General features: G+C 73.5%; 26 protein-coding genes and 1 tRNA gene. 15 read left to right on the top strand and 12 right to left on the bottom strand.

Going from position 1 to position 25,655, the window contains the following annotated elements; all coding sequences use genetic code 11:
• The first annotated feature begins 25 nt into the window (after positions 1-25).
• From ACWDR7_RS03780 to ACWDR7_RS03750, 7 genes are all read left to right on the top strand, one after another.
• Positions 26-688: an O-methyltransferase gene (locus ACWDR7_RS03780; protein WP_449853598.1), complete on the top strand. Its 663-nt coding sequence runs from the start codon at positions 26-28 to the stop codon at positions 686-688.
• A gap of 102 nt (positions 689-790) precedes the next feature.
• Positions 791-2,071, top strand: coding sequence for a phosphopyruvate hydratase (eno, locus tag ACWDR7_RS03775; RefSeq protein WP_449853597.1), 1,281 nt, complete (start codon positions 791-793; stop codon positions 2,069-2,071).
• Positions 2,072-2,100: 29 nt separating this feature from the next.
• The gene (locus ACWDR7_RS03770; protein WP_449853596.1) at positions 2,101-2,583 is read left to right on the top strand and encodes an FtsB family cell division protein; all 483 of its coding nucleotides are present in this window, start codon (positions 2,101-2,103) and stop codon (positions 2,581-2,583) included.
• A gap of 67 nt (positions 2,584-2,650) precedes the next feature.
• Positions 2,651-3,199 (top strand): DUF501 domain-containing protein, encoded by a 549-nt coding sequence (locus ACWDR7_RS03765; RefSeq protein WP_449853595.1) that lies wholly within the window; start codon positions 2,651-2,653, stop codon positions 3,197-3,199.
• A complete protein-coding gene (locus ACWDR7_RS03760; RefSeq protein WP_449853594.1) occupies positions 3,189-4,517 on the top strand; it encodes a S8 family serine peptidase in 1,329 nt (442 codons plus the stop codon). Before ACWDR7_RS03765 ends, ACWDR7_RS03760 begins: the two co-directional genes overlap by 11 nt.
• 4 nt (positions 4,518-4,521) lie before the next feature.
• Positions 4,522-5,973, top strand: a complete 1,452-nt coding sequence (locus ACWDR7_RS03755) for an NAD(P)/FAD-dependent oxidoreductase (RefSeq protein WP_449853593.1) — start codon at positions 4,522-4,524, stop codon at positions 5,971-5,973.
• 70 nt (positions 5,974-6,043) lie between these two features.
• Positions 6,044-6,117: transfer RNA gene (locus ACWDR7_RS03750), tRNA-Leu, on the top strand.
• Positions 6,118-6,128: 11 nt separating this feature from the next.
• Here the strand turns inward: ACWDR7_RS03750 and ACWDR7_RS03745 are convergent.
• Positions 6,129-6,362: a hypothetical protein gene (locus tag ACWDR7_RS03745; RefSeq protein WP_449853592.1), complete on the bottom strand. Its 234-nt coding sequence runs from the start codon at positions 6,360-6,362 to the stop codon at positions 6,129-6,131.
• 227 nt (positions 6,363-6,589) lie between these two features.
• Here ACWDR7_RS03745 and yczR point away from each other — a divergent pair, with 227 nt between their 5' ends.
• Together yczR and yczE are read left to right on the top strand one after the other, a co-directional pair.
• Positions 6,590-8,023 carry a MocR-like transcription factor YczR gene (yczR, locus tag ACWDR7_RS03740; protein ID WP_449853591.1) on the top strand — a complete coding sequence of 478 codons (1,434 nt, stop codon included), beginning with the start codon at positions 6,590-6,592 and terminating at the stop codon, positions 8,021-8,023.
• A gap of 74 nt (positions 8,024-8,097) precedes the next feature.
• The gene (gene yczE, locus ACWDR7_RS03735; protein WP_449853590.1) at positions 8,098-8,739 is read left to right on the top strand and encodes a membrane protein YczE; all 642 of its coding nucleotides are present in this window, start codon (positions 8,098-8,100) and stop codon (positions 8,737-8,739) included.
• A gap of 140 nt (positions 8,740-8,879) precedes the next feature.
• Here yczE and ACWDR7_RS03730 read toward each other — a convergent pair whose 3' ends face one another.
• On the bottom strand, positions 8,880-9,776 hold the full coding sequence (locus ACWDR7_RS03730; RefSeq protein WP_449853589.1) for an NAD(P)/FAD-dependent oxidoreductase: 897 nt from the start codon (positions 9,774-9,776) through the stop codon (positions 8,880-8,882).
• A gap of 58 nt (positions 9,777-9,834) precedes the next feature.
• Between ACWDR7_RS03730 and ACWDR7_RS03725 the strand changes: the two genes are divergently transcribed.
• Together ACWDR7_RS03725 and ACWDR7_RS03720 are read left to right on the top strand one after the other, a co-directional pair.
• Complete coding sequence (locus tag ACWDR7_RS03725; RefSeq protein ID WP_449853588.1) at positions 9,835-10,248, top strand: MerR family transcriptional regulator; 414 nt, start codon at positions 9,835-9,837, stop codon at positions 10,246-10,248.
• A 49-nt stretch (positions 10,249-10,297) separates the two neighbouring features.
• Positions 10,298-11,320, top strand: a complete 1,023-nt coding sequence (locus tag ACWDR7_RS03720; protein ID WP_449853587.1) for a pseudouridine synthase — start codon at positions 10,298-10,300, stop codon at positions 11,318-11,320.
• Here ACWDR7_RS03720 and ACWDR7_RS03715 read toward each other — a convergent pair.
• The gene (locus ACWDR7_RS03715) at positions 11,283-11,849 is read right to left on the bottom strand and encodes a GNAT family N-acetyltransferase (protein ID WP_449853586.1); all 567 of its coding nucleotides are present in this window, start codon (positions 11,847-11,849) and stop codon (positions 11,283-11,285) included. The genes ACWDR7_RS03720 and ACWDR7_RS03715 overlap by 38 nt on opposite strands.
• Positions 11,850-11,949: 100 nt before the next feature.
• Between ACWDR7_RS03715 and ACWDR7_RS03710 the strand changes: the two genes are divergently transcribed.
• A complete protein-coding gene (locus tag ACWDR7_RS03710) occupies positions 11,950-12,516 on the top strand; it encodes a LemA family protein (RefSeq protein WP_449853585.1) in 567 nt (188 codons plus the stop codon).
• Positions 12,517-12,572: 56 nt separating this feature from the next.
• On the opposite strand, the gene ACWDR7_RS03705 is transcribed toward ACWDR7_RS03710, so the two are convergent.
• The 9 genes from ACWDR7_RS03705 to ACWDR7_RS03665 form a co-directional block, all read right to left on the bottom strand.
• Positions 12,573-13,346: an SDR family NAD(P)-dependent oxidoreductase gene (locus ACWDR7_RS03705; protein ID WP_449853584.1), complete on the bottom strand. Its 774-nt coding sequence runs from the start codon at positions 13,344-13,346 to the stop codon at positions 12,573-12,575.
• On the bottom strand, positions 13,343-13,816 hold the full coding sequence (locus tag ACWDR7_RS03700; protein ID WP_449853583.1) for an S-ribosylhomocysteine lyase: 474 nt from the start codon (positions 13,814-13,816) through the stop codon (positions 13,343-13,345). Before ACWDR7_RS03700 ends, ACWDR7_RS03705 begins: the two co-directional genes overlap by 4 nt.
• A 27-nt stretch (positions 13,817-13,843) precedes the next feature.
• Positions 13,844-14,959, bottom strand: coding sequence for an iron-containing alcohol dehydrogenase family protein (locus ACWDR7_RS03695; protein ID WP_449853582.1), 1,116 nt, complete (start codon positions 14,957-14,959; stop codon positions 13,844-13,846).
• Positions 14,956-16,116, bottom strand: a complete 1,161-nt coding sequence (locus ACWDR7_RS03690) for an aminotransferase class I/II-fold pyridoxal phosphate-dependent enzyme (protein ID WP_449853581.1) — start codon at positions 16,114-16,116, stop codon at positions 14,956-14,958. Before ACWDR7_RS03690 ends, ACWDR7_RS03695 begins: the two co-directional genes overlap by 4 nt.
• A 1-nt stretch (position 16,117) precedes the next feature.
• Positions 16,118-16,783: a methionine ABC transporter permease gene (locus ACWDR7_RS03685; protein WP_449853580.1), complete on the bottom strand. Its 666-nt coding sequence runs from the start codon at positions 16,781-16,783 to the stop codon at positions 16,118-16,120.
• Positions 16,780-17,835 (bottom strand): methionine ABC transporter ATP-binding protein, encoded by a 1,056-nt coding sequence (locus ACWDR7_RS03680; RefSeq protein WP_449853579.1) that lies wholly within the window; start codon positions 17,833-17,835, stop codon positions 16,780-16,782. Before ACWDR7_RS03680 ends, ACWDR7_RS03685 begins: the two co-directional genes overlap by 4 nt.
• A gap of 6 nt (positions 17,836-17,841) precedes the next feature.
• Positions 17,842-18,684, bottom strand: a complete 843-nt coding sequence (locus tag ACWDR7_RS03675; RefSeq protein WP_449853578.1) for a MetQ/NlpA family ABC transporter substrate-binding protein — start codon at positions 18,682-18,684, stop codon at positions 17,842-17,844.
• Between the two features lie 94 nt (positions 18,685-18,778).
• Positions 18,779-19,714 carry a hypothetical protein gene (locus tag ACWDR7_RS03670; RefSeq protein ID WP_449853577.1) on the bottom strand — a complete coding sequence of 312 codons (936 nt, stop codon included), beginning with the start codon at positions 19,712-19,714 and terminating at the stop codon, positions 18,779-18,781.
• Positions 19,711-21,003, bottom strand: coding sequence for a winged helix-turn-helix domain-containing protein (locus ACWDR7_RS03665; RefSeq protein ID WP_449853576.1), 1,293 nt, complete (start codon positions 21,001-21,003; stop codon positions 19,711-19,713). Before ACWDR7_RS03665 ends, ACWDR7_RS03670 begins: the two co-directional genes overlap by 4 nt.
• Before the next feature lie 136 nt (positions 21,004-21,139).
• On the opposite strand from ACWDR7_RS03665, the gene ACWDR7_RS03660 reads away from it, so the two are divergent.
• Genes ACWDR7_RS03660 through ilvA form a run of 3 tightly spaced genes read left to right on the top strand, consistent with a single transcriptional unit; the run spans position 21,140 to position 25,543 of the window.
• On the top strand, positions 21,140-22,954 hold the full coding sequence (locus tag ACWDR7_RS03660) for a penicillin-binding transpeptidase domain-containing protein (RefSeq protein WP_449853575.1): 1,815 nt from the start codon (positions 21,140-21,142) through the stop codon (positions 22,952-22,954).
• A gap of 49 nt (positions 22,955-23,003) precedes the next feature.
• A complete protein-coding gene (locus ACWDR7_RS03655) occupies positions 23,004-24,290 on the top strand; it encodes an AI-2E family transporter (RefSeq protein WP_449853574.1) in 1,287 nt (428 codons plus the stop codon).
• Positions 24,291-24,292: 2 nt separating this feature from the next.
• Positions 24,293-25,543 (top strand): threonine ammonia-lyase, encoded by a 1,251-nt coding sequence (gene ilvA / locus ACWDR7_RS03650; protein ID WP_449853654.1) that lies wholly within the window; start codon positions 24,293-24,295, stop codon positions 25,541-25,543.
• Positions 25,544-25,655: the final 112 nt, after the last annotated feature.

The raw sequence follows: 25,655 nt of genomic DNA, 5'->3' as shown, positions 1-25,655 counted from the left end.
CGCGCGGCGGCGATGAGATGTCCCCATGGCCGAATCGACGCCCGCGGCGTGGGCCGCCGCCGACCGCTACCTCACCGACACGCTCGTCGGCGACGACCCGGCGCTCGAGGCGGCGCTCGCCGCGCAGCGCGACGCGGGGCTGCCCGACATCGAGGTCTCGCCCCCGGCCGGCAAGCTGCTGCACCTGCTGGCCCGCATCGCGGGAGCGCGCCGTGTGCTCGAGATCGGCACGCTCGGCGGCTACTCGACCATCTGGCTCGCGCGGGCCCTGCCCGATGACGGCGAGGTCGTGACGATCGAGGCCGAGCCGGCCCACGCCGCCGTCGCGCGCGAGAACGTCGACCGCGCCGGCGTGGGGGAGCGGGTGGACATCCGTGTCGGCGCCGCGGCCGACGTGCTGCCCACGCTCGTGCCCGGATTCGACCTCGTCTTCATCGACGCCGACAAGGAGCGCAACACGCTCTACCTCGACTGGGCGGCACGGCTCGGGCACCCCGGCACGGTCGTCGTCGTCGACAACATCGGGCGCTCGGGGGACATCGTCGACGCGGGCACCGACGATCCCCGCGTGCGCGGCACGCGAGAGGGGCTGGAGATGCTCGGCACCGACCCGCGTTTCGACGCCTCGGCGCTGCAGACGGTCGGCGCGAAGGGCTGGGACGGCATCGCGGTCGCCCTCGTCGTCTGATGCGAACGGAATACCGTCGCGGCGGCCACGGGCACGCCCCGGGCGGGACTAGGCTGAAACGCGGATCGGAACCGGTCATCCCCACGTGCAGAGGAGTCACCCGTGGCACAGATCGAAGCAGTTGGCGCTCGCGAGATTCTCGATTCTCGCGGCAACCCCACGGTCGAGGTGGAGGTGCTGCTGGACGACGGGATCGTGCAGCGCGCGGCCGTCCCGTCCGGCGCGTCCACCGGCGCCTTCGAGGCGTACGAGCTGCGCGACGGCGACAAGGACCGCTACAACGGCAAGGGCGTGCAGAAGGCCGTCGACGCCGTGATCGACGAGCTCGGCCCCGCCATCGAGGGCCTCGACGCCAGCGACCAGCGCGTCATCGACGCGACGCTCAAGGAGGTCGACGGCACCCCGAACAAGAAGCGCGTCGGCGCCAACGCCATCCTGGGCGTCAGCCTGGCCGTCGCCAAGGCCGCGGCCGACAGCGCCGACCTGCCGCTGTTCCGCTACCTCGGCGGCCCGAACGCGCACGTGCTGCCCGTGCCGGCGCTCAACGTCATCAACGGCGGCGAGCACGCCGACAACGGCATCGACATGCAGGAGTTCTTCCTCGTGCCGCACGGCGCCGAGTCGTTCGCCGAGGCGCTGCGCTGGGGCGCCGAGACCTACCACGTGCTCAAGAAGGAGCTGCTCGCGGGCGGCTTCGCCACGGGCCTCGGCGACGAGGGCGGCTTCGCCCCCGACCTGCCCAGCAACCGCGAGGGCCTGGACTTCCTCATCGGCGCGATCGAGAAGGCCGGCTTCACTCCCGGCACCGACATCGCCGTGGGCCTGGACGTGGCCGCCACCGAGTTCTTCCAGGACGGCGTCTACACGTTCGAGGGCGAGCAGTGGTCGAGCGAGAAGCTCATCGGCTACTACGAGGAGCTGCTCGCGAACTACCCGCTCGTGACGATCGAGGACGCGCTCGCCGAGGACGACTGGGAGGGCTGGAAGGCCCTCACCGACGCGATCGGCGGCAAGGTGCAGCTCGTGGGCGACGACCTGTTCGTCACCAACCCCGAGCGCCTGAAGCGCGGCATCGACCAGGGCGTGGCCAACTCGCTGCTCGTCAAGGTGAACCAGATCGGCACCCTCACCGAGACGCTGGACGCCGTCGCGATGGCCCACAACGCGGGCTACACCGCGATGATGTCGCACCGCTCGGGCGAGACCGAGGACACGACGATCGCCGACCTCTCGGTCGCCGTGAACTGCGGTCAGATCAAGTCCGGCGCGCCCGCCCGCAGCGACCGGGTCGCGAAATACAATCAGCTTCTGCGCATCGAGGAGGAGCTCGGCGACGCGGCGGTGTTCGCGGGCCGCGGCGCCTACCCCCGATTCAAGGGCTGAGCGCACACGACGATCGGAAGGGGGAGCGGATGACCGGATCGGCTCCCCCTTCCCGCGTTCGGCGGCGGACGCCCCGCGCGACCAGCGCCCGCGACTGGCTCGGCGGGCTGCGCGTCTCCGGATTCACCGTCATCATGCTCGGGCTCGTCGTGCTGGGCGCCTTCGTGCTCGTGCCGACGGTGGGGACCTTCGTGGAGCAGCGGCAGAAGATCGCCGCGCTCGAGGAGGCCGTGCAGCTCACGGCCGACGAGATCGCGGACCTCGAGGCCGAGCAGGAGCGCTGGCAGGACCCGGCCTACATCACGACGCAGGCCCGCGAGCGGCTCTACTACGAGCGGCCCGGCGAGGTCGTCTACATCATCGACAACGACCTCGACGAGTCCGAGCTGCCGCGCGATGAGGAGCCCGTCAGCGACGAGGTCGAGGAGGCGCGGGCCGACTGGATGGGCCAGCTGCTGCGCTCGGTGGTCGCGTCGGGGCTCACGCAGACGGCCGTGGGGCCGGAAGGCTGAGCGTAACGGTCCGGTCGCGACGGGGCGTGTCTGCCGATTGCCAGCGAAGCCCTTATAGCCTGGCCACGTGACGACCCCGCCCTTCGAACCGGTCCGCGATGCCGATCTCCGGGTGGTCTCGGACCAGCTCGGCCGGCCCGCACGCGGCGTCGTGGGCGTCGCCGCGCGCTGCGCCTGCGGCAACCCCACCGTCGTGGCGACCGCGCCGCGGCTGCCGGACGGGACGCCGTTCCCCACGTTCTACTACCTCACGCATCCGGCCGCCACGGCCGAGATGTCGCGGCTCGAGGCCGACCAGGTCATGGTCGGCATGAACGAGCGGCTGGCGGAGGACGACGATCTGCGCGCCGCATACGCACGCGCGCATGAGGCGTACCTGGCCGATCGCGCGCCGTACGGCGACGTGCCGGAGATCTCCGGCGTCTCGGCGGGCGGCATGCCGCGTCGCGTGAAGTGCCTGCACGCCCTCGTCGGGCACGCGCTCGCCGCCGGTCCGGGCGTCAACCCGCTCGGTGACGAGGCGCTGGCGCTGTCGGCGTGGTCGCCCGAGCGCTGCGAGTGCGCGCACCCCGGCGCGGCGCGGGAGCACGCGGACGGGGCAGAGGATGTCGGCTAGGCGAGCGCGCGTGCGGGTGCCGGTCGCCCTCGCCGGTGCGATCGTGGCCGTGCTGCTGGTGACGGGCGCCGCCGCGACGCCCACGCCCGCCCCCAGTCCCGAGCCCACCCCGTCCGATCCGGTGCGCGCGGCCGAGTACTGGCTGGAGGACTACGGCATCACCGACGCGTGGGCGACCACGCGCGGCGCGGGCACGACCATCGCCGTCATCGACACCGGCATCGCGAACGGCCCGACCGAGCTGAACGGCGTCGTCGTCGACGGCAAGGACGTGTCGGGCGTCGGCAGCTCCGACGGCCGCACCCCGGTCGGCGCCCGCGACCGCAACCACGGCACGCTGGTCGGATCGATGGCGGCCGCCCGCGGAACGGGGCCGGACACGGGGTTCATCGGCGTCGCCCCCGAGGCCGAGCTGCTGTCCATCTCGGTGGGGTTCGGTGCGTCGGCCGCCGTGCCCTTCGTCGATCAGGTGCCCGAGGCGATCACGTGGGCCGTCGATCAGGGCGCCGACATCATCAACCTGTCGTGGACGACGAACACCCTCACGTGGGACGAGTCGTGGGACGACGCGTTCCTGCACGCGTTCGAGAACGATGTCGTGATCGTCGTCGCCGCGGGCAACCGCGGCAGCGGCACCGACGTGGTCGGCGCGCCCGCCACGATCCCCGGCGTGCTCGCGGTCGGCGGCGTCGACCAGGAGGGCAAGGCCAGCGTCGAGGCCTCGACGCAGGGGATCACGATCGGCGTCGTCGCGCCCAGCGAGGGCCTGCTCGGCGTCGCGCCGGACGGCCAGCTGATGCGGTGGGACGGGACGAGCGGCGCGGCGCCGATCGTCGCGGGGATCGCCGCGCTGGTGCGATCCGCCCATCCGGAGCTCGATGCGGACAACGTCATCAACCGGATCATCGCGACGGCCGATCGGGTTCCGGGCACGAGCGTGCCCGACCCCGAGTACGGCTACGGCCTCGTCGACGCCGCCGAGGCCGTGTCGGCGAGCGTGCCGGCCGTGGCCGACAACCCGCTCGTCGACGTCGAGCTGGCGGAGTGGATCCGCCTGTACCGGCGGGGGGACACGGAGCCCGCGCCGGTGCCGGAGGAGGTCGAGGTGTCGATCCCGCCGCTGCCGCCGGCCGAGGCGCCGAGCGAGGCCGGTTCGCCGTGGCTGCCGTCGGAGGCGTCCCTTCGCGAGGGCACGCTGCCGCTCGCCGCGGCCAGCGCGGCTAGTATCCTGATAACGCTCGGTCTCGTCGCTGTCATCCGACGCATTCGAACGGCGCCCCGGCGCCTGCCCGGCAATCCACAGTCAAGGAGTTCGTGAAGTCGTGCCCAGGATCCTGATCGTCGGCGGCGGATACGCCGGTTTCTACACCGCGTGGAAGCTCGAGAAGCACCTTCGCAAGGGAGAGGCCGAGGTCGTCATGGTCGACCCGCTTCCCTACATGACCTACCTGCCGTTCCTGCCGGAGGTCGCCGCCGGATCCATCGAGCCACGCCACGCGGTCGTCTCGCACCGGCGCCACCTCAAGCGCACGAAGATCGTGAACGCGAAGGTCACGGGCATCGACCACGCGAACAAGACCGCGACCATCACGCCCGAGGGCGGCGAGCCGTACGAGCTGGACTACGACCACGTGGTCGTCACGGCGGGCTCGGTGTCGCGCACCTTCCCGATCCCCGGCATCGCCGACAACGCGATCGGCATGAAGTCGATCGAGGAGGCGGCGGCCGTGCGCGACCGCATGATCTCCAACTTCGAGAAGGCCGCGGCGCTGCCGAAGGAGAGCGAGCTGCGCAAGCGACTGCTCACGGTCGTCGTGGTCGGCGGCGGCTTCGCCGGCATCGAGACGTTCGCCGAGCTGCGCTCGGCGGCCTCGGCGCTGCTCGAGAAGTTCCCCGAGATCTCGTTCGAGGAGACGCAGTTCCACCTCATCGAGGCGATGGGCCGCATCATGCCGGAGGTCTCGCTCGAGACGTCCGAGTGGGTGCTCAAGGACCTCGCCAAGAAGGGCGCGTACGTCCACCTCGACACGCAGGTCGCCGACGCCACGGACGGCGTCGTGAAGACCAACACGGGCGAGGAGTACCCGACCGACCTCATCATCTGGACGGCCGGCGTCATGGCCAACCCGCAGGTGGTGCGCGGCAGCGACCTGCCGACCGAGCCGCGCGGCCGCATCACGACGCAGGCAGACCTGCGCGTGGTCGACGCCGACAAGAACGTGGTCGAGGGCGCGTGGGCCGCGGGCGACGTCGCCGCCGTGCCCGACAAGACCGGCGGCCTGCCCGACGGCACGTGCGTGCCGAACGCGCAGCACGCCGTGCGCCAGGCCAAGCGCCTCGCCAAGAACCTCGTCGCGGTTCTGCGCGGCGAGCAGCCCGTGGACTACTACCACAAGAACCTCGGCGCGGTCGCGGGCCTCGGCCTGTACGACGGCGTGTTCCAGTCGGGCAAGATCGCCATCAAGGGCTTCTTCGCCTGGGTCGCGCACCGCGGCTACCACGGCCTCGCGATGCCCACGTGGGAGCGCAAGTGGCGCGTGCTGTGGGGCTGGTGGCACAACTTCTTCCTGGGCCGCGACCAGGTGCAGCTGAGCGCGCTGACCAACCCGCGCGGCTTCTTCGAGGCCTTCGCCTCGCGCCCGAAGCCCCCGGCCGAGGAGGCACCGGCCCCGGCCGAGAAGCCCGCCGACGCTCCGGCCGCGGCTCCGGCGGAGGAGAAGCAGGCCGAGGCTCCCGCCGGCGAGAAGCCGGCCGAGAAGGTCTCCGCGGAGTAGCCGCCGCACGACGAAAGGGCGCCCATCCCCTAACGTGGATGGGCGCCCTTCGTCGTTCCGGCGAAGGCGTCCCCCTGTAGCCCAACCGGCAGAGGCAGCCGACTTAAACTCGGCCCAGTCTGGGTTCGAATCCCAGCGGGGGGACGGGTCGGCGCTCAGGCCGTGCGGACGAGCGTCGTCACGAGCACGAGCCGCGTGGCGGAGACGAGCTGGGCGGCGCGGACCCAGGGCGACGTGAGCGGCGCGACGCTCGTGTCGACGATGCGGAAGCCCTCGTCGAGCAGGCGCGAGATCTCATCCGCCGCCTCGGGGTTCTCCCACGGGCCGTGGTCGTCGTCGGTCGTGTTCGGGTACAGCACGTGCGTGACGTGCCGGACATCGTTGGTCATCGGGTCGTCCTCGTTCGGTACTGCGCGGTGCCGCGAGGCACCGGTCCTGTGCGGGTGGGGCGCCGCCGATGCGCTCGAGCGAGGGCACCACGCCGGCGTGAAAACTCCAATACGGTACGAGCGCCGCGGGGCGCAGGAAAGAGCTTGACGCCACCGAGACCGATTGCTAAGTGCGCCACGAGGCGGATTGGACTCCTCCGAGCAGTCCAATGCGGTAGGTTGCCCGGATGGTGGACTCGCGGCTGTCGGCCCGGGCCCTCGTCGAGAAGCTCGGCGCGTGGCGCACGCGGGAGCCGGCGTACGAGGCGCTGGCGGAGGCGGTGCGGGTGCTGTGCCTCGACGACCGGATCGCGCCGCGCACGTCGCTGCCGGCGGAGCGCGAGCTCGCCGCGCGTCTCGGTGTGAGCCGCACCACGGTCGCCGCCGCGTACCGCAGCCTGCGCGAGAGCGGCCACATCCGCAGCGTGCGCGGCTCGGGAAGCGAGACGCTGCCCGTCGGCACGCGCGACGTGACGCCGCTCGGCGGCGCCGGCGACGTGCTCGACCTGCGCCAGGCGAGCCCGGCCCCCTGGCCCGGCCTCCCCTCGGTGTACGCGGAGGTCGTCGGCCGGGGCGCGGGGCTGTTCAGCGGTCACGGCTACGAGATGCTCGGCTCGCCGAGCCTGCGCGAGGCGATCGCCCGGCGCTACGCGGAGCGCGGTCTGCCCACCGATCCCGCCCAGATCATGGTGACCAACGGCGCCCAGAGCGCCATCGCCCTGTGCGCCTCGCTGCTCGTGTCGCGCGGCGACCGCGTGCTCACCGAGACCCCCACGTACCCGCACGCGGCCGAGGCGTTCCGCCGGGCCGGCGCGCGGCTGGTCGGCGTGCCGGTGGCGCCGGGGGAGGGGTGGGACCTCGACCGCGCGGAGCACGCGCTGCGGCGGGCGTCGCCGGTCGCGGCCTACCTGATGCCCGACTTCCAGAACCCGACGGGCGCGTCGATGCCGGTCGCGCAGCGGCACGCGCTCGCGGACGCGGCGGCCTCGACGGGCACCGTGCTGATCGTCGACGAGACCACGGCGGAGCTCGACATCTCGGGCGCCGCGCCCGCCACGCCGTTCGCCGCCGACGTGGGCGACGGCCCCGGCATCGTCACGCTCGGCTCGCTCGGCAAGACGGTGTGGGGCGGGATCCGCGTGGGCTGGGTCCGCGCGGACCGGGAGACGATCCAGCGGCTGGCGGTGGCGCGGCCCGCGGCGGATCTCGGCACCCCCGAGGTGGAGCAGGCGGTCGCGGAGCGGCTGGTGGGCATGATGCCGGAGATCATCGCGCAGCGCCGGGCGCAGCTGCGGGCGGGGCGCGATGCCCTCACCGCCGAGCTGCGCCGCGTCGAGGGCTGGCAGGTGCCGGACGTCGCCGGCGGCGTCGCGCTCTGGGTGGGCCTCGGCGCCGCCCGCAGCTCGGCGCTCGTGCTCGCCGCGCGCCGGCGCGGCGTGCTCCTGAGCGCCGGACCGCGCTTCTCGGTGGGCGGCGGGCTGGAGCGGCACCTGCGCGTGCCGTTCACGGGCGCGCCCGCCACGCTCGTCCGCGCCGCCGCGCTTCTCGCGGAGGCGTGGGGCGAGGTCGCCGCATCCCGCGACGCGCCGGCCGCGTCGACGCTCGTCGACGCGCTCGTCTGAGCCGCGAGTGCCCCGCGGCCACGGACCCGGGATTGGACCGCGCGCCTCGGCGGCCGATGCGCTGGACTGGGGGCATGACCCTCGCCGCACGCCCCCGATCCGTCTCGCTCGCCCGGCGCACCCTGCGCCTGGTCGTGGGCCTCGCGGTGTTCGGCATCGGCGTGGGGCTCACGGTGATCGCGGGCCTGGGCCTGGACCCGTGGACCGTGCTCGCCGACGGCCTCGCGCGCCGCACGGGCATCGGGATCGGCTGGGTCGCCAACCTGCTGGGCGCGCTCGTGCTGCTGCTGTGGATCCCCCTGCGCCAGCGCCCGGGCATCGGCGCGGTGCTGAACGTGCTGCTCGTCGGCACCGTGATGCAGGTGACGGTCGACCTCGTGCCGCGGCCCGATCACCTTGCGCTGCAGCTGCTCGCCCTGCTCGGCGGCATCGTCGTGGTCGCCGTGGGCAGCGGCATCTACATCGGCGCGCACCTGGGCCCTGGCCCCCGCGACGGCCTCATGACAGGGCTGCACCAGCGCCTCGGCTGGCCGCACTGGCGCGGGCGGGCGACGGTCGAGCTCACCGTGCTCGCGCTCGGCTGGCTGCTGGGCGGCACGGTCGGGATCGGCACGGTGCTCTTCGCGATCCTGATCGGCCCGCTCGTGCACGTCGCGCTGCGCGTGCTCGACCCGCGCGAGCGGGCCGCGCGGCGCGACGGCGCCCGGCCGGCCTGATCCTGCGTTCTCGGCGGCGATACGCTTGCCGACTTCGAGTGGATCGCGCTCGTGCTCCCGCTCGCGGTCGGAGCGATCGTCATTCCCATCGTGACCGCCGTCTCCGCGCGCATGGTGTGACGCCGGCGGGCGCCCCCGGCTCAGTGCGCCGTCAGCTCCTGGACGATGCCGGCCGCCGCCATCTGTCCCGCGGCCGCGGCCATGACGACCGATGCGACGGGGCCCGGGAGGGTGGCCCGGTGCGCGAGGTCGCCCGCGGCCGAGACTCCCGGCAGCGAGGTGCGGCCGAACTCGTCGATCTCGATGGCTCCCGAGGAGAGCGTGCGCAGCCCGAGCCGCTCCGCGAAGGGCGCCCGCTGGCGCATCCCGCCCGCCGCGATGAACACGCCGGCCACGACGGTCCCGCCCTCGGCGGTGTCGACGCGCACGCCGTCGCCCTCCTCCCGCACAGCGATCGCCGGGCCGGGGTGGACGCGGGCGCCGGCGGCCTCGAGCGCCCGGTGCTCGTCCTCGGTCGCCGGCTGGCCGATGGGGAAGACCGTGATGCTCTCGGCGATCCCGCCCAGCAGTGCGACCAGGTGTGCCGCCCGGGCGGTGCCCAGCAGCGCGATCGGCCGGCCGGCGTGCTCGTGGCCGTCGCAGAACGGGCACGCGAAGGCGCGCCGCCCCCACAGCTCCGCCAGCCCGGGCACGTCGGGCAGCTCGTCGGCCACGCCCGTGGCCAGGATCACGCGGCGCCCCCGCGCCGTGGAGCCGTCATCGAGCGCCACGGCGAAGTCGTCGACGCTGCCCGAGACGTCGCGCGCGGACGCCTCGCGCAGCTCGACGCCCGCGTAGGCCGCGAGCTGGGCGCGGGCGGTGGCGCGGAACTCTGCGGGCGGCGTGCCGTCGTGGGTGACCACGTTGTGCATGTGGGCGACCGTCCCGTTGCGGTACTCGCCCGAGTCGAGCAGCAGCACGGTGCGGTGCATCCGCCCCAGGGTGAGGGCCGCCTGCAGGCCCGCGGGCCCCGCCCCGATCACGATCACGTCGTACATGTCGATCCTTCCGTCCGTCGGACTTGCGTCGTGAGCCAGTGTGTGACTTCATGTCGACATGAAGTCAAATGCGGAGGATCGGGGCGCGCGCTGGGCGGTCGGCGAGGTGGCCTCGAGGTTCGAGCTGCCCACGCACGTGCTGCGCCACTGGGAGTCGGTCGGGCTGCTGCGGCCGCGGCGCGACACCGCCGGACGGCGGCGCTACGGCGAGGACGACGTGGCGCGCATCGCGATCATCCTGCGCAGCAAGGCCGCCGGCATGAGCCTCGAGCAGATCGCCGTGCTGCTGGAGGGCGACGGCCACGGCCGCCACGAGGTGCTGCAGGCGCACCTGGCGGATCTGGACCGCCGCATGGAGGAGATGAGGCGCTCGCGCGAGATGACCGAGCACGCCTTCCGGTGCACCGCGCACGACATCTCGACGTGCCCGCGCTTCCGCGAGGGCGTCGCCGACATCCTCGCCCGGTTCTGATCGGACGCCCCGGGTTCGCCCACGCGGGCCCGCGTAGACTCCGATGCTCGTGAGGTCATCGGGAAGGACCGGCGTACTGCCGCCGCGCGAGGGCATCTCCGCCGCACGGCTGCGGGCCCCGGGCGGGCGCGAGACGCACGCCGCGGCGCACCTGCCCGTGCCGGCCACCGTGCGCGAGTGGCTGGCGGGCACCGTGATCCCGAAGACGATGGGGCGCGAGCAGGCCTTCGGCGCGAGCCCGCTGGAGCCCGAGTACTTCGTGCGGGAGGGCTCGCTCGTCGACGCGCGCGGCGCGGCCGTCGGCCTCGACGACCCCGTGGAGCCCGGCGGCTTCTACTGGTTCCACAAGCCGATCCCGTATGAGGACCGCGTGCCGTTCGAGGTGCGCATCGTGCACGAGGACGACGACCTGCTCGTCGTGGACAAGCCGCACTTCCTCGCCTCCACGCCGAACGGCGTCTTCGTGCGCGAGTGCGTCGTGACGCGGCTGCGCGCGGCCCGCGGCGAGGACGAGCTCGTCGCCATCCACCGCCTCGACCGGGTCACGGCGGGGCTGCTCGTGCTGTCGCGGCGGCCCCGCACCCGTGGCGCGTACCAGGTGCTGTTCCAGCGGCGCGAGATCGACAAGACGTACCGCGCGCTCGCGTGGCTGCCACCTGGGTGGTCGCCCGGCGACCCGCTGCCGCTCGGGCTCGAGACCGGCGAGGACCGCGATGTGCGCAGCCGGCTGCTCAAGGTCGACGGGGAGCGGCCGGTACGGGTGATCCCGGGCGAGCCGAACGCGCACACGACCATGCGGCTCGTGCGCACCTTCGCGCACGCCGGCCGCTGGGCCGGGGAGTTCGTGCTGCGGCCGCACACGGGCAAGACCCACCAGCTGCGCGTGCACATGAACGGCCTCGGACTGCCGCTCCTCGGCGATCCGGTCTACCCCGAGGACCTCGGTCCCGACCCGTACGACTTCCGCCACGCGCTGCAGCTGCTCGCCCAGCGCCTCGCGTTCGACGATCCCTTCACGGGCGAACGCCGCGTGTTCACGAGCGGGCTGGCGCTCGATCCGGCGCGTGCGTGACGACGAGCGACTTGGCGAGCGTCTCGAACTCGAGGTCGTCGCGGCGCGGGATGCCGAAGCGCTCGTCGCCGTATGGGAACGGGCTGCGCGCGCCGGTGCGGCGGTAGCCGCGGCGCTCGTACCAGGCGATGAGGTCGGGGCGTGCCGTGATCACGGTCATCCGCTGCTCGGGAAGATCCCATTCCTCGCGCGCCCTGCGCTCGGCCTCGGCCAGCAGCGCCCCGCCGATCCCGCCGCCCTGCGCGGTGGGGTCGACGGCGAACATGCCGAAGTACGCGTGGCCCTCGCGGCGCTCGAGGTGGCAGCAGCCCGCGAGCGCTCCGTCACGCTCGGCCAGCAGCACGACGGAGCCGGCCGTGCTCAGCAGCGCGTGCACCTGCTCGGCGTCCGTGCGCTGCCCGTCGAGCAGGTCGGCCTCGGTCGTCCATCCGGCGCGGCTGGCCTCGCCACGGTAGGCGCGCTGGACGAGCGCGACGATGGCGGGCACATCGGCGGGGACGGCGGCGCGGAACGAGCGTGCGGCGGTCACGCCATGACGCTACCCGAACCGGCGCGGGCGGGATCCGGGGGATTCCCTGCCGGCGCGGATGGGCGGCCTCTAGGATGGGGTCGCGAACAGGGGGTTCTCCATGGAGTTGCTGATTCCGGTCGGGATCATCGTGGCCATTGCGGTGATCGTCGGCATCTACCTGTGGGCGACGTACAACTCGCTCGTGCAGCTGAACGTCCGGGTGGACGAGGCGTGGAGCGACATCACCGTGCAGCTCAAGCGTCGGGCGGATCTGATCCCGAACCTCATCGAGACGGTGAAGGGATACGCGGCCCACGAGAAGGCGGTGTTCGAGAACGTCACGCGCGCGCGGGCCGAGACGCTGCAGGCGACCACGCCGCGCGCCGCGGGTGTGGCCGAGGGCCACATGGAGCAGGCGCTCAAGAGCCTGTTCGCCGTCGCCGAGGCGTACCCGCAGCTGCAGGCGAGCCAGAACTACCTGCAGCTGCAGCAGTCGCTCGTCGACACCGAGGACAAGATCCAGGCGTCGCGCCGCTTCTACAACGGCGGCGTGCGCGAGCTGAACACGAAGATCAAGGTCTTCCCCAACAACCTCTTCGCCCGCCAGCTCGGTTTCCACGAGCGGGAGTTCTTCGAGGTGGTCGACGGCGCCGCCATCGCCGAGCCGCCGCGCGTGCAGTTCTGAAAGAACTGCACTTGCCGATCGACACCCTGCAGTTCTGAACAAGCTGCATCGGGGATTCAGTGCATCGTCATGCCGCCCGTGACGTTGATGCCCTGGCCGGTCATGTACGACGAGAGTCGGCTCGCGAGGAACAGCGCGACGCCGGCGACGTCGGACGGCTGACCGGTCCGCCCGAGCGGCACCTGCGCGTTGTCCTCGGCCTCGATCTCGGCGGCCGTCATCCCGCGCACGACGGCTCCCTCCTCGCGCTCCCGGTGCTTCATCGGGGTCTCGATGATGCCAGGGCAGATGGCGTTCACGAGGATCCCGCGCGGCGCGAGCTCGACCGCCATCGTCCGCACGAGGCCGAGCACGGCGTGCTTCGAGGCGACGTAGCCGCTCATGCCCCGGTAGCCGTTCTTCCCCGCCTGCGACGCGATGAGGACGAGCCGGCCCTGCCGCCCCGTCGCGACGAGCTGCCGCGCCACCGCGCGGGCGACGAGGAACGAGCCGGTGGCGTTCACCTCGAGGTTGCGGTTCCAGTCGGGCAGGGTCGTCTCGGTCGTGTACGCCATCGTCGATGTGCCGGCCGCGTGGACGAGCACGTCCACCGGCCCGACCCGGTCGCGGATCGCCGAGACGGCCGCGTCGACGGCGGGCTCATCGGCCACGTCGAGGCGGATCTGCCAGCCGCCGTCCGGCGCGACCGTCGGCGTCGCGGAGGCGTGGGCGACGTCGGCGCTCACCACCGTCGCTCCCTCGGCGGCGAAGGCCGCGACGGTCGCCTCTCCGATGCCGCTCGCGCCGCCGGTGACGAGCACCACCCGGCCGCGCAGCTCGGGGAAGGTCACGCGACCACCCGGCGGAACGGGTCCGTGCTGATCCCCTGCGCCACGATGTGGGCCGCCCACTCGCGGGCGCTGTGCAGGCTGTGGTCGCGGTAGTTGCCGCACTCGACCGCGCTCACCCCCGGCACGTCGTCCCAGGTGACGTCCTCGGCGATCGCGCGCAGGCTGTCGGCGACGACCGGCGTGATCTCCTCCAGCGTGCGCTCGCCCCACACGATCAGGTGGAAGCCGGTGCGGCAGCCGAACGGCGAGCAGTCGATGACGCCGTCCATCCGGTCGCGCAGCAGGCTCGCCAGCAGGTGCTCGATGGTGTGGAGCCCGGCCGTCGGGATCTCGCCCTGGTTGGGCTGCACGAAGCGCAGATCGAAGTTCGAGATCGCGTCGCCGCGGGGCCCGCGCTCGACGGCGATGAGCCGCACATACGGCGCGAGGACGGCGGTGTGATCCAGCTGGAAGCTCTCGACGTCGGCCATGGGTTTCTCCTTCGGTGGTGGATTCGATCAGAGGGATGGAACGGGCGCCGCCGTGAGGGCGACGCGGGGCAGCGGGAGCTGATGTCGTTCGAGCGCGGACATCGCCTCGACCACGTCCGAGGCTCGCAGCCCGGACCGGAGCAGGTGCAGCGACGAGCGCTCGTCCGCCGCCACGGCGGCGATGGCGTGCAGCGACGCGCGGTCGCCGGCGTCGATGCCGAGGTCGGCCAGCGAGCGCGGCAGCCCCAGGTCGGCATAGAGCCCGGCGAGGGCGTCGATGTCGTTCCAGTGCGCCTCGAGTGCGAGCTGCACGAGGATCCCGTACGCGACCTTGACGCCGTGGAGCAGGTCGCGGGTGCCGTCGACGGCGCTCAGCCCGTCCGAGACGGGGTGCGCCGCCGTCGCGCGCCCGTGGGGCCCCGCGAACGCTCCGACGATCCCGGCCGACACGATCGCGGCCTCCATGACGTCGCGCCACGCGTCGCTGAGCCGGCCCGCCCTCATGTCGTGCACGGCGGTGACGCCGTGCACGAGGACCGCGTCCCGGCAGCGCCGCGCGGCATCGCGGCCGATCGCGGTGAGCACGGAGGCGTCGCCGCGCTCGAGCAGGGGCCGCACCTCGAACCACTTCGCGAGCGTGTCGGCGATGCCCGACACGAAGAACTCGGGCGGGGAGTCGAACACCGCACGAGGCTCGATGAGGAGCGCATGGGTCGGCGTCTCGTGCTCCGCGTGGCCCAGATGGCGGTGGTCGTCGTCGTAGAACACGCTCACGCGCGACCACGCCGAGCAGGTGCTCGCCAGCGTCGGCACGAGGACGACCGGGACGCCGGCCTCGACCGCGACCGCCTTCGCGGTGTCCAGCGCCTTCCCGCCGCCGATGCCGAGCACCGCGTCCGCGTCGCGGGCGAGCGCTCCCAGGCGCGCGATCTCGGCGGGGCTGCACTCTCCGCCGAATGCCGCGTCCACGGTCTCGACGGGGTCGAGCGCGGGCAGGTGCGCAGCGACGGCGCGCCGGGCACGCCTGCCGTGCACCGAGAGCACCCGTCGCGCCCCGATCCGGTCGAGGACGCGGGGCAGCGCATCGAGCGCGCCCTCGCCGCTCGCGACGACGCCGGGGCCGGGATGGCGCAGGCCGCTCACGCCGACGCCTCCGGTGCGGGGAAGCGCGCGATGGCCGCGCGCAGCGTCGCCTCGTCGTGCACGAGCCCGATGCGCACGTGCCCGGCACCGCCGGGGCCGAAGCCGCTGCCCGGCGCGACCGCGACGCCGTGCTCCTCGAGCAGGCGGGCGGCGAAGGCCCCGTCGTCGCCGGGGACCGCCAGCCACACGAAGAAGGTGCCGCCGGGGGCCTCGACGCGCCACCCCGACTCGCGCAGCGCCGCGACGACGGCGTCGCGGCGCGCGCGGTAGACCTCGACGAGCGCCTCGGCCGCGTCCTGGTCGCCGGACAGCGTGGCGGCCGCCGCCTCCTGCGTCGCCCCGAAGATCGTGCTGAGCGCATGGCTCTGGTAGCGCCGCATCGCGGCGATCAGCGACGCGTTCCCGGCCGCGAAGCCGAGGCGCCAGCCCGCCATGCTGTATGTCTTCGAGAGCGTGGAGATCTCGACCGTGCGCTCCCCGGACGCGTCGACGGCGAGCGCCGACAGCGGCCGGCCCGAGAAGCCGAGCGAGGAGTACGCGAAATCGTGGACGAGCGCAGCGCCCAGACGCTCCGCGAGCGCGAGCACCTCCCCGACCTCGGCGGCGTCCACCAGTGCTCCCGTGGGATTGTGCGGCGAGTTCAGCACGACGAGCGCCGCCTCGTCCGCGCCCGCGAAACCGCGCGCGTCCGGCCGGTACCCGCGAGCGGCGTCGAGCCGCAACTCGGCGATGCCCGCACCGGCCAGCGCGGCGAGCGAGCGGTAGGCCGGGTACCCCGGGTCGGGCAGCACCACGGTGGCCCCCGGGTCGACGAGGCCCTGGAAGGCGGCCAGCAGCGCCTCGTGCGAACCGTGGAACGCCGCCACCTCGGCCTCGGGATCCACCGTGACGCCGTGGTCGCGGGCGTACGCGGCGGCGATGGCCCGCGCGAGCGAGGGCAGCGGCGTGGCGGCGGGGTAGCGGTGGTGCACCGGGTCGGCGACCGCGCGCTGCATCGCCCGCACGATCGCCGGCGGCGTGGGCAGGTCGGGGTTGCCCTTGGACAGGTCGATGACGTCGACGCCGCGGGCGCGTGCCTGCGCGATGCGCCGATCCATCTCGCCGAAGAAGCCGGGCGGCAGCGACGCGACCCGCTGCGCGGCGCGGAAGACGGCCACCTCAGCGCCTCCGCACCCGGCGGGCGAGCGCGTTGCCCGCCGCCTGCACGAGCTGCACGATGACGATGAGTGCGATCACGGTCACGAGCATGGCGAATCCGTCGAAGCGCTGGTAGCCGTACGAGATCGCGAGATCGCCGATGCCGCCCGCCCCGACGGTGCCGGCCATCGCCGATGCGTCGATGAGGCCGATCGTCGCCGTGGTGAGCGCGAGGATCAGCGATCCCCGCGCCTCCGGCAGCAGGAAGCGGCGGAAGATCTGCCATGGGGTGGCGCCCATCGACCGCGCCGCCTCGATGATGCCGCCGGGCACCTCGAGCATCGAGTTCTCGACGAGGCGGCCGATGTACGGCGCGATCATGACGACCAGCGGCACGATCGCCGCCTCCGGACCGATGGACGATCCGACGACGAAGCGGGTGAACGGCAGGATCGCGACGAGCAGGATGATGAACGGCAGCGAGCGCACCAGGTTCACGAACGTGCCCAGCACGAGGAACAGCGGGCGATTCGGCAGGATGCCGCCGGGACGGGTGACCGCGAGCATCGTGCCGATGACGATGCCGAGCGCCGCGCCGATGGCGAGCGACACGCCCACCATGTACAGCGTCATGACCAGCTCGGAGAAGAACTGCTCCGTCGTGATCAGGGTGAAGGGCGCGCTCATGCCGCACGCACCTCCGTCACCGTGAGCACCGCATCCTCGAGGTACTGCCGCGCCCGCCGGATCCGGGAGGGATCGCCGTCCAGCTGGATGATGAGCTGGCCGACGGTGTGCTGCTGGATCTCGGTCATGTCGGCGTGCAGGATGTTCACGCCCACGCCGATCTCCGCGATCAGCGTGGCGACGATCGGCGCCGTGACCTGCTCGTCCAGCAGGAGCAGTCGCCAGAGATGGTCGCCGCCGATCCGCTCGACGACGCGCGCCGGCAGCGTCTGCGGCACGACCGACTCGACGAACGCCGACGTGGTGGCGCTGCGGGGGCGCACGAACACGTCGAGCACAGACCCCTGTTCCACGACCCGACCGGCCTCCATCACCGCCACCTCGTGGCAGAGATCCTTGATGACGTCCATCTCGTGGGTGATGACGAGGATCGTCGTGCCGTACTCGCGGTTGATGCGGCGCAGCAGCCCGAGGATCTGCTCCGTCGTCGTCGGGTCGAGCGCGCTCGTGGCCTCGTCGCAGAGCAGGATCTCGGGATTGCGCACGATCGCCCGCGCGATCCCGACCCGCTGCTTCTGGCCGCCCGAGAGATCACCGGGGTGGGCGTCGGCCTTCGCGGCGAGCCCGACGAAGGCGAGGGCCTCGTCGGCGCGCGTGCGGGCCTGGCCTGCGGGCACGCCGTCCAGGCGAAGGGGGAGGGCGACGTTCTCGCGCACGGTGATCGTCTCGAGCAGGTGGAACTGCTGGAACACCATGCCGGTGCGCTTCTGCATCGCGCGGAGCTCGCGGCCGTCGAGCGCGGCCAGATCCACCCCGTCGAGGCGCACGACGCCCGATGTGGGGCGCTCGAGCGCGTTGACGAGGCGCACGAGCGTGGACTTGCCGGCGCCGCTGTGGCCGATGACGCCGAAGATGCTCCCGCGCGGCACCCGCAGCGTCACCTCGTCGAGGGCGGTGACCCGCGCGCCACGGCGCCCGGGGAAGACGCGCGAGACGCGCTCGAACTCGACGAGGGCCGCGACCTCGGGCGAGGTGGAGGCTGTGTCGGTCACCGGCGCTCAGTCCTCCAGCGCGTCGGGGATGTTGTAACCGGCGTACTGCGGGTCGCCGGCGATGTATGCGGCGAACTCCTCCGACTCGTAGGCGGCCTTGATGTCCTTCGCCCACGCGGTCTCGAGGTTCGGCTCGTCCACGGTCACGACCACGGAGAACTCGTCCGTCAGCTCCTCGAGCGCGAGGGCGTCGGTCAGGTCCAGTCCGCCCGAGACGACGAAGTTGCCCTGGATCACCGAGTAGTCCACGTCGGACAGCGACGCGACCTGCTGCGCGTTCTCGATCGCGACGATCTCAATGCCGGCGACGTGCTCGGAGATGTCTGCCGGGGAGGCGGTCGCCGGATCGATCGAGTCGCTGAGCTCGATCCAGCCGACATCGGCGAGCACCTGGAAGGCGCGGTACATGTTCGAGGGCTGGTTCGGCACCGCGACGGTCGCGCCGGGCTCGACATCGTCCAGGGCGTCGCTCTGGCCGCCGAACAGCGCCATCGGCGGCCCCGGCACCTGGACGAGGGAGGCGTTGTGCAGCCCCTCCTGCTCATTGACCGACTCCTGGAACACCGGGTGCTGCATGATGATCGCGTCGACCTCGCCGTCCGCGAGCGCGACGTTCGTGATGATCCCGTCGGTGAACTCGCTGATCTCCACGGTGTAGCCGTCCTCCTCGAGGATCGGCTGGATGCCCTGCTCGAACATCTCGCGGTAGGGGCCAGGGTTGAAGCCGAACCGGAGCGTCGTCTTCTCGTCCTCCGGCTGGTCGGCGGGGGCGGCGGCGCCGCAACCCGTCAGCGCGAGCGCGACGACGACGGCGGCGGCGAGCGAGGGGAGCAGGCGGGGGAACGGCATGGTGGACTCCGAGTGCGTGACGGCCGGGATGCGGATGCTCCGACGCTATCGCCGCGATGCCGGCCGCCCGATTCGTGTTACGCCGTGCGACGGGTCAGAACACCGACAGGATCAGCTGCGCGTCGCGGAAGGTGAGCGTTCCGCGCATCGTCCAATCGTCGGTGCGATACGTGAAGCTCTGCGCGGAGCCGTCGTGCGCGACGCCGGAGGCCTCCGCGACGAGCGCGCCGCCCGTGGCCTGGAACGTGCCCGCGTCGGCATCCAGCGACGCCCGGGGCAAGCGCTCGATCGTGAACGCGATCCGCTCGAGCTCGCGCAGATCGGCCGCCCAGGGGACGACGATCCCGCACGCGGCCGGGACGGCGTCGGTCGCCGCCGCGCAGCGCTCGGCGTGCCCCTCGAGCCGCTCCTGCACGATCTCGGTCGCGCCGTCGGCGACGGTCGCATCGAGCTCGACGTCGGCGGACTCCTGGCCGGGCAGGATCGCGACGCGGGCCGCGCCGTCGAGGATGTCGCCCGGCAGCGCGGTCACCTCGTACGCGCCGGGCAGCAGGATCGGGGTGTCGTCGGCCGCGAACGCGCGGTCGCCGATGGCGAAGGCGTCGCCGCGGGACGGCGTCACGGTGAGGGCAGTGGTCGCTCGCACGATCCACGTATCACCGGCGCGCGCCATGGGCACGGCGACCTCGCGCGGCTCGCCGTCGAGCGTGACCTCGGCGTGCAGCTCGGCGCGGTCGCCGTCGGTCTCGACGGCGCCGAGGGCGGCGTCCGAGACGTGGGCGCGGGCCCGTGCGAACAGCGCGAGCGCGTCGTCGTCCGCATCGGTCACGGCGTCGAGCGCCTCGGCATCGCCCCGGACGAGCGCGGTGAGGTAGCGCTCCGCCGTGTCGCGGGGGTCCGATCCGCGCGAGGCGATCCACCACGCGCCGATCCCGCCGGCGAGCAGCGCCACGACCACGGCGGCGACGAGCACGGCCCGCGTGCGGCGCGCGCGTCCCGGCGCCGCGGCCGCGTCGCCGGGGGCCGTCACGACGCCCGCTCCGTCTGCTCCGCGCGCGGCAGCGGGATCGCCGGCGCCAGCGGCGCGCGCGGGTGGTCGTGGCGCTCGGCGCCGGGCAGCGCGTCGGCGATGTCGTGCGCCGCGTCGCCCCACCCCGAGACCGAGACCCGTTCGAGGCCCTGCCACGCCGCCGCGCGCTGCAGCTCCGCGGCGATCCGCGCGGCCGCGTCGGCCGGGGCGTCCCGCTCCCACCAGGCGGACTGCACGAGCAGAGTCGAACCCGCGCGGTCGGCCTTGAGGTCGACGCGGGCCGCCAGGCGGTCGCCCACGAGCACCGGCAGGGAGTAGTAGCCGAAGCGCCGCTTGTGCGCCGGCACGTAGATCTCGATCCGGTAGTCGAAGCCGAACATCCGCAGGGCGCGGTCGCGGAACCACACCACGGGGTCGAACGGCGTGAGCAGCGCGACGCGGTCGACGCGGCGGGGCACGGCGGCGTCGCGGTGCAGCCAGGCGGGCAGCGGCCTGCCGCCGCGATCCCAGCCCGCCACGCGCACGGGAAGCAGCTCGCCCGCGTCGGCGAGATCGGCGATGGCCGGGGCGACGTCGCGCGCCTTCAGGCGGTAGTAGTCGGCGATGTCGGGCGCGGTGGCGATGCCGTGCGCGCGGGCGGCGCGGCGCACGAGCTCGCGGATCGCCTCCGCGCGCGGCACCTCGCGGGCGAGCGCGTCGGCGGGGATCACGCGCTCGGCCAGGGCATAGCTGCGCTCGAATCCGCGCCGGCCCGCGATCGCGACCTCGCCGAAGCGCCACATCAGCTCGAGCCCCCGCTTGACGTCGTCCCAGTCCCACCAGGGGCCGCGCGGCGCGCGGGGCGACTCGTCGTGGAGGTCGGCCGGCCGGACCGCACCGCGCTCGGCGAGCTCGGCGCGCAGGCGGTCGAGCGTCGGCGCGTGCGCGCGCGCCCAGTCGTCGTAGCGCGCGCGGAAGGCGTCCATGCGGAACCGCCACAGCGACCAGTCCGCCGCGGGCACGAGCGCCGCCTCGTGCGCCACGTACTCCACGTAGCGGGCGCGGCGCCCGAAGAGCATCCGGTCGAGAGCGTCGCGATCGTAGGCGCCGAGGCGCGCGAAGTGCGGCATATAGTGCGAGCGCGCGAACACGTTCACCGAGTCGATCTGCAGCGCGCCCATCCGCTCCATCGCCGAGTGCAGCCGCGCGGGCCCCGCGGCGGCGGGCCGCGCGCCGCCGAAGCCCTGCGCGCCCAGGGCGATGCGCCGCGCCTGGGCCGCGCTGAGGGTCTCGATCCGCGTGGTCGTCATCGCTCCACGCTACTGCGGGGCTCCGACATGCCTCCCGACGATCCATCCGTCCCGATACGCCGCGCGGTCGGCGGCGCGTCGGCGCATCGGCCCGGTCGCGCCCGGCGCGTCGGAGGGGCCTGCCATACTGGCCGCGATGTCTCGGATCCCCGCCGCCTCCGCCCTCGTCCTCCTCACGACCCTCGGGCTCGTCGGCTGCGCGCCGGGCGACGACGGTCTCGACGAGGCCCTCACCGCCGTCGAGTCCGCTCTCGAGCGGCACGAGCTGCCCGAGAGCGCGACGGGCGGCGACGACTTCGCGTCGCTCGTCGAGCCGCTCGCCGGATACGAGCTGGACGTCGCACTCGGCGAGGTCGAGCGGGACGGGGACGTCGCGACCGTGCCGGCGGAGTGGACGTGGGACGTCGACGGGCGGGAGTGGACGTACGAGCAGACGCTCGAGCTCACCCGCGACGGCGAGACGGGCGAATGGGCCCTTCCGTGGTCGCCCGCGCTCGTCGCCGACGGCCTGGAGGAGGGCGAGACGGTCGGCGTCGAACGGGCCTATCCGCCGCGCGCGCCGATCGTGGGCGCGGGCGGCGAGCCCATCGTCACGGAGCGGCCCGTCACGCGGTACGGCCTCGACAAGAGCTGGATCGACGCGGGCCAGGTCGACCAGAGCGCGCGCGACATCGCCGCGGCACTGCAGGTCGACGCCGACGAGTTCGCGGCGCGGGCCGCGGCGATGGGCGAGCTCGCCTTCGTCGAGGCGATCGTGCTGCGCCCCGAGGACGCGGCCACGCGTGTTCCGGCGGACTTCGCCGAGATCCCCGGCGCGAGCGCCGTCGAGACGACCATGCAGCTCGCGCCGACCCGCACGTTCGCCCGCGAGATCCTCGGCACGGTCGGCGAGGCGACGGCCGAGATCATCGAGAACTCGGACGGCGCGATCGCCCCCGGGGAGCAGACCGGGCTGTCGGGGCTGCAGGGCGAGTACAACGACCGTCTGCGCGGCACCCCGGCCGTCACCATCACGGCGTCGACGGGCGAGGACGACGAGGATCCGCGCGTGCTCGCCGAGTGGCCGGCGGAGGACGGCGAGCCGCTGCAGACCACGCTCGACATCGCGCTGCAGCAGCGGGCCGAGGCGGTGCTGGCGGGCGTCGAGCCCGCGAGCGCGCTCGTGGCGATCCGGCCGTCCACGGGCGAGATCCTGGCCGCCGCGAACGGCCCCGGCAACGGCGGCTTCGACGCCGCCACGAGCGGCCGGTACGCGCCGGGCTCCACGTTCAAGGTCGTGACGACGCTCGCCCTGCTGCGGTCCGGAATGGCACCGGACGACGCCGTGGCATGCGCGGATGAGGTCACGGTCGACGGCTACACGTTCCACAACTACGGCGAGTACCCCGCCTCCGCGCTGGGCGGCATCACCCTGCGCGCCGCCGTCGCGAACTCCTGCAACACGGCGTTCGTCGGCCTGAACGACCGCGTGACCGACGCCGATCTGCGCGACGCCGCGGCCTCCCTGGGCGTCGTGGGGCCGGACGACACCGACTCCCTGACCCAGCACGCGGCCAACATGATCGGCCAGGGCATCGTCACCGAGACGCCGCTCGGCATGGCGACGGTCGCCGCCTCGGTCGCCGCGGGGCGCACCGTGTCGCCGTACCTCGTCGCCCCCGGCGAGCAGGCGGAGTCCTCGCTCACGGCCGAGGAGGCCGAGACGCTGCGGGGCCTCATGGAGGCGGTCGTCACCGAGGGCTCGGGAAGCGCCCTCGCGGGGCTGGGTGCGGGCGTGGGAGCCAAGACCGGCACGGCGGAGTTCGGCGAGCCCGACGAGAACGGCGATCTCGCGAGCCACGCGTGGATGATCGCGTTCCACGGCGACCTGGCCGTGGCGGTGTTCGTGGAGCGCGGCGACGGCGGCGCGAGCACGGCCGGTCCGCTCATGGCCGACTTCCTGGACGGCTGAGACCGCGCATCACGGTGCGGGCATACGGCGTGGTCCTAGACTTGGCCAGATGAGCGACGAGAACCGCCCCTCGCTCGATTCGAACCGGGGGTTCTGGGACTTCCTGCGACCGCGGGCGGCCGCGCCGAGCCCGTCGGGGGTGGACGGCGTGGAGGTCCCGACGGGACTGCGCGTCGCGACGGCCTACGCGTGGCGGCTCCTGATCATCGCCGCGGCCGTGGGCGTGGGCGTCTGGCTGGTCATCCAGTTCAAGTTGCTCGTCATCCCGCTGCTCGTCGCGATCCTCATCACGGCGCTGCTGTACCCGGGGTTCACGCTCATGCTGCGACTGCGGGTCCCGCGCGTGCTCGCGATCGTCGTCTCGGTGCTCGGCACCCTCGCGATCGTCATCGGCCTCATCTGGCTCGTCGTGTGGCAGGTGAGCCGCGAGGCGGGGGAGGTGCGCGACCGCGCCGCGCAGGGCATCGTCGATCTGCGCGACTGGGCGATCTCGAGCGGGCTGCTGACGGAGCGCCAGATCAGCGACGCGTTCGACACCGGCTTCCGCTTCCTCAGCGAGCAGGCCGAGACGCTGCTCAGCGGCGCGCTGACCGTCGGCACCACCGTCGGCCACCTCGGTGCGGGGCTGCTGCTGGCCCTGTTCATCCTCATCTGCCTGCTCGCCGACGGCGCCTCGATCTGGCGCTGGACGCTGCGGCTGTTCCCGCGCTCCTCGCGCCCCGCGGTCGACGCCTCGGCCCGCAACGGCTGGCGCACCCTCATCAACTACGCGCGCACGCAGATCATCGTCGCCACGATCGACGCGGTCGGCATCGGCATCGGCGCCGTGCTGCTCGGCGTGCCGCTGGCGATCCCCATCGCGGTGCTCGTGTTCCTCGGCGCGTTCGTGCCCTTCGTCGGCGCGATCGTCACGGGAGCCATCGCGGTCGTGATCGCGCTCGCCTACAACGGCATCTGGATCGCCGTGGCGATGCTCGCGGTCGTGCTGCTCGTGCAGCAGGTCGAGAGCCACCTGCTGCAGCCGCTGCTGATGGGGTCGGCCGTCAAGGTGCACCCGCTCGCCGTCGTGCTCGTCGTGGCGGGCGGATCGATGATCGGCGGCATCGCGGGAGCGCTGTTCGCGGTGCCCGTGGCGGCGTTCGTGAACGTCGTCGCCGTCACCCTGGCGAGCGGATCGTGGCGCACCGGCGCGCCGCCCGACGCGGATGTGATCTGGAGCACCGTGCCCAGATCGGTCCGCGGCGACGGGGCCAAGGACGACGGCCCGAAGGCCGACGCCCCCGACGACGAGGCGGAGCCGGCGCCGCCGGCCGGCGACGAAGGGAGTCGGGCATGACCATGGCCGAGCAGACCCGGGGGACGTCCGCGACGCCCGGGCTCGCCGAGATCGAGGCCGCCGCGGCGAGCCTCGCCGGTGTCATCGAGCGCACGCCACTGCAGCCCTCGCAGCACCTGACCGAGGTGCTCGGCCACCCCGTGAGCCTCAAGCTCGAGAACCTGCAGCGGACGGGATCGTTCAAGGTGCGCGGCGCCACCTACCGGCTCTCGCGCCTCACGCCCGAGGAGCGCGCCCGCGGGGTCGTCGCCGCCTCAGCCGGCAACCACGCGCAGGGCGTGGCCCTGGCCGCGCGCGAGCTGGGCATCCACGCCACGATCTACATGCCGCTCGGTGTGCCCGTGCCCAAGTTGCTGGCCACCCGCGGCTACGGCGCCGAGGTCGTGCTGAGGGGCGAGACGGTCACCGAGCCGCTGCGCCTCGCCGCCGAGCACGCCGAGCGCACCGGCGCCGTGCTCATCCACCCCTTCGACCACCGGGACATCGTCACGGGGCAGGCCACGCTCGGCCTCGAGGTGATGGACGAGGCGCCCGACGTCGAGACGATCGTGCTGGGGATCGGCGGGGGAGGCCTGATCGCGGGCGTCGCGGCGGCCGCGAAGGCCCGCGCGGCGGCCGCCGGGCGCACGGTGCGGATCGTCGGCGTGCAGTCCGAGAGCGCCGCCCCCGTGCCGGAGTCCCTCGCGGCCGGCCGCCCGGTCGCGGTGGAGACGCGGCCGACGATCGCCGACGGCATCCTCGTCGCGCGCCCCGGCGACGTGCCCTTCGAGATCATCCGGGAGCTCGTGGACGAGGTCGTCACCGTCAGCGACGACGACATCGCCCGCGCCCTGCTGGCCCTGCTCGAGCGCGCCAAGGTCGTCGTGGAGCCGGCGGGGGCCGTCGGCGTCGCGGCCATCATGGCCGGCAAGGTGCGCGCGCAGGGCCACACCGTCGCGGTGCTGACCGGCGGGAACATCGATCCGCTGCTCATGCAGCGGGTGATCGCGCACGGCCTGGCCGCGTCGGGCCGCTACATGACCGTGCGGGTGCCGCTGCCCGACCGCCCCGGCCAGCTCGTGCAGGTCTCGCAGGTGATCGCCGAGGCCGGGGGCAACGTCATCGAGGTGTTGCACACGCGCCACGGGCAGGGGCTGCAGATCAGCGAGGTGAACCTGCAGGTGTCGGTCGAGCTGCGCGGCACCGAGCACCGCGAGCTCGTGCTGCAGGCGCTGCGCGACGCGGGCTTCCGCCCGGAGCTGATCGAAGACTAGCTTTTTCGAGTCTGCGCGCGCTCGGGCACGGCTTCGCCGTGCCGCTCGCGTGCTCGCGCCGGCGCTCCCGCGCCGACGAGGCGGCGCTTCGCGCCGCGGGGGCGGCCGCATG

The sequence above is a fragment of the Microbacterium sp. NPDC003461 genome (assembly GCF_053588335.1).
The sequence above is the reverse complement of the archived record's forward strand: the minus strand, read 5'-3'. Positions and strand labels throughout refer to the sequence as shown.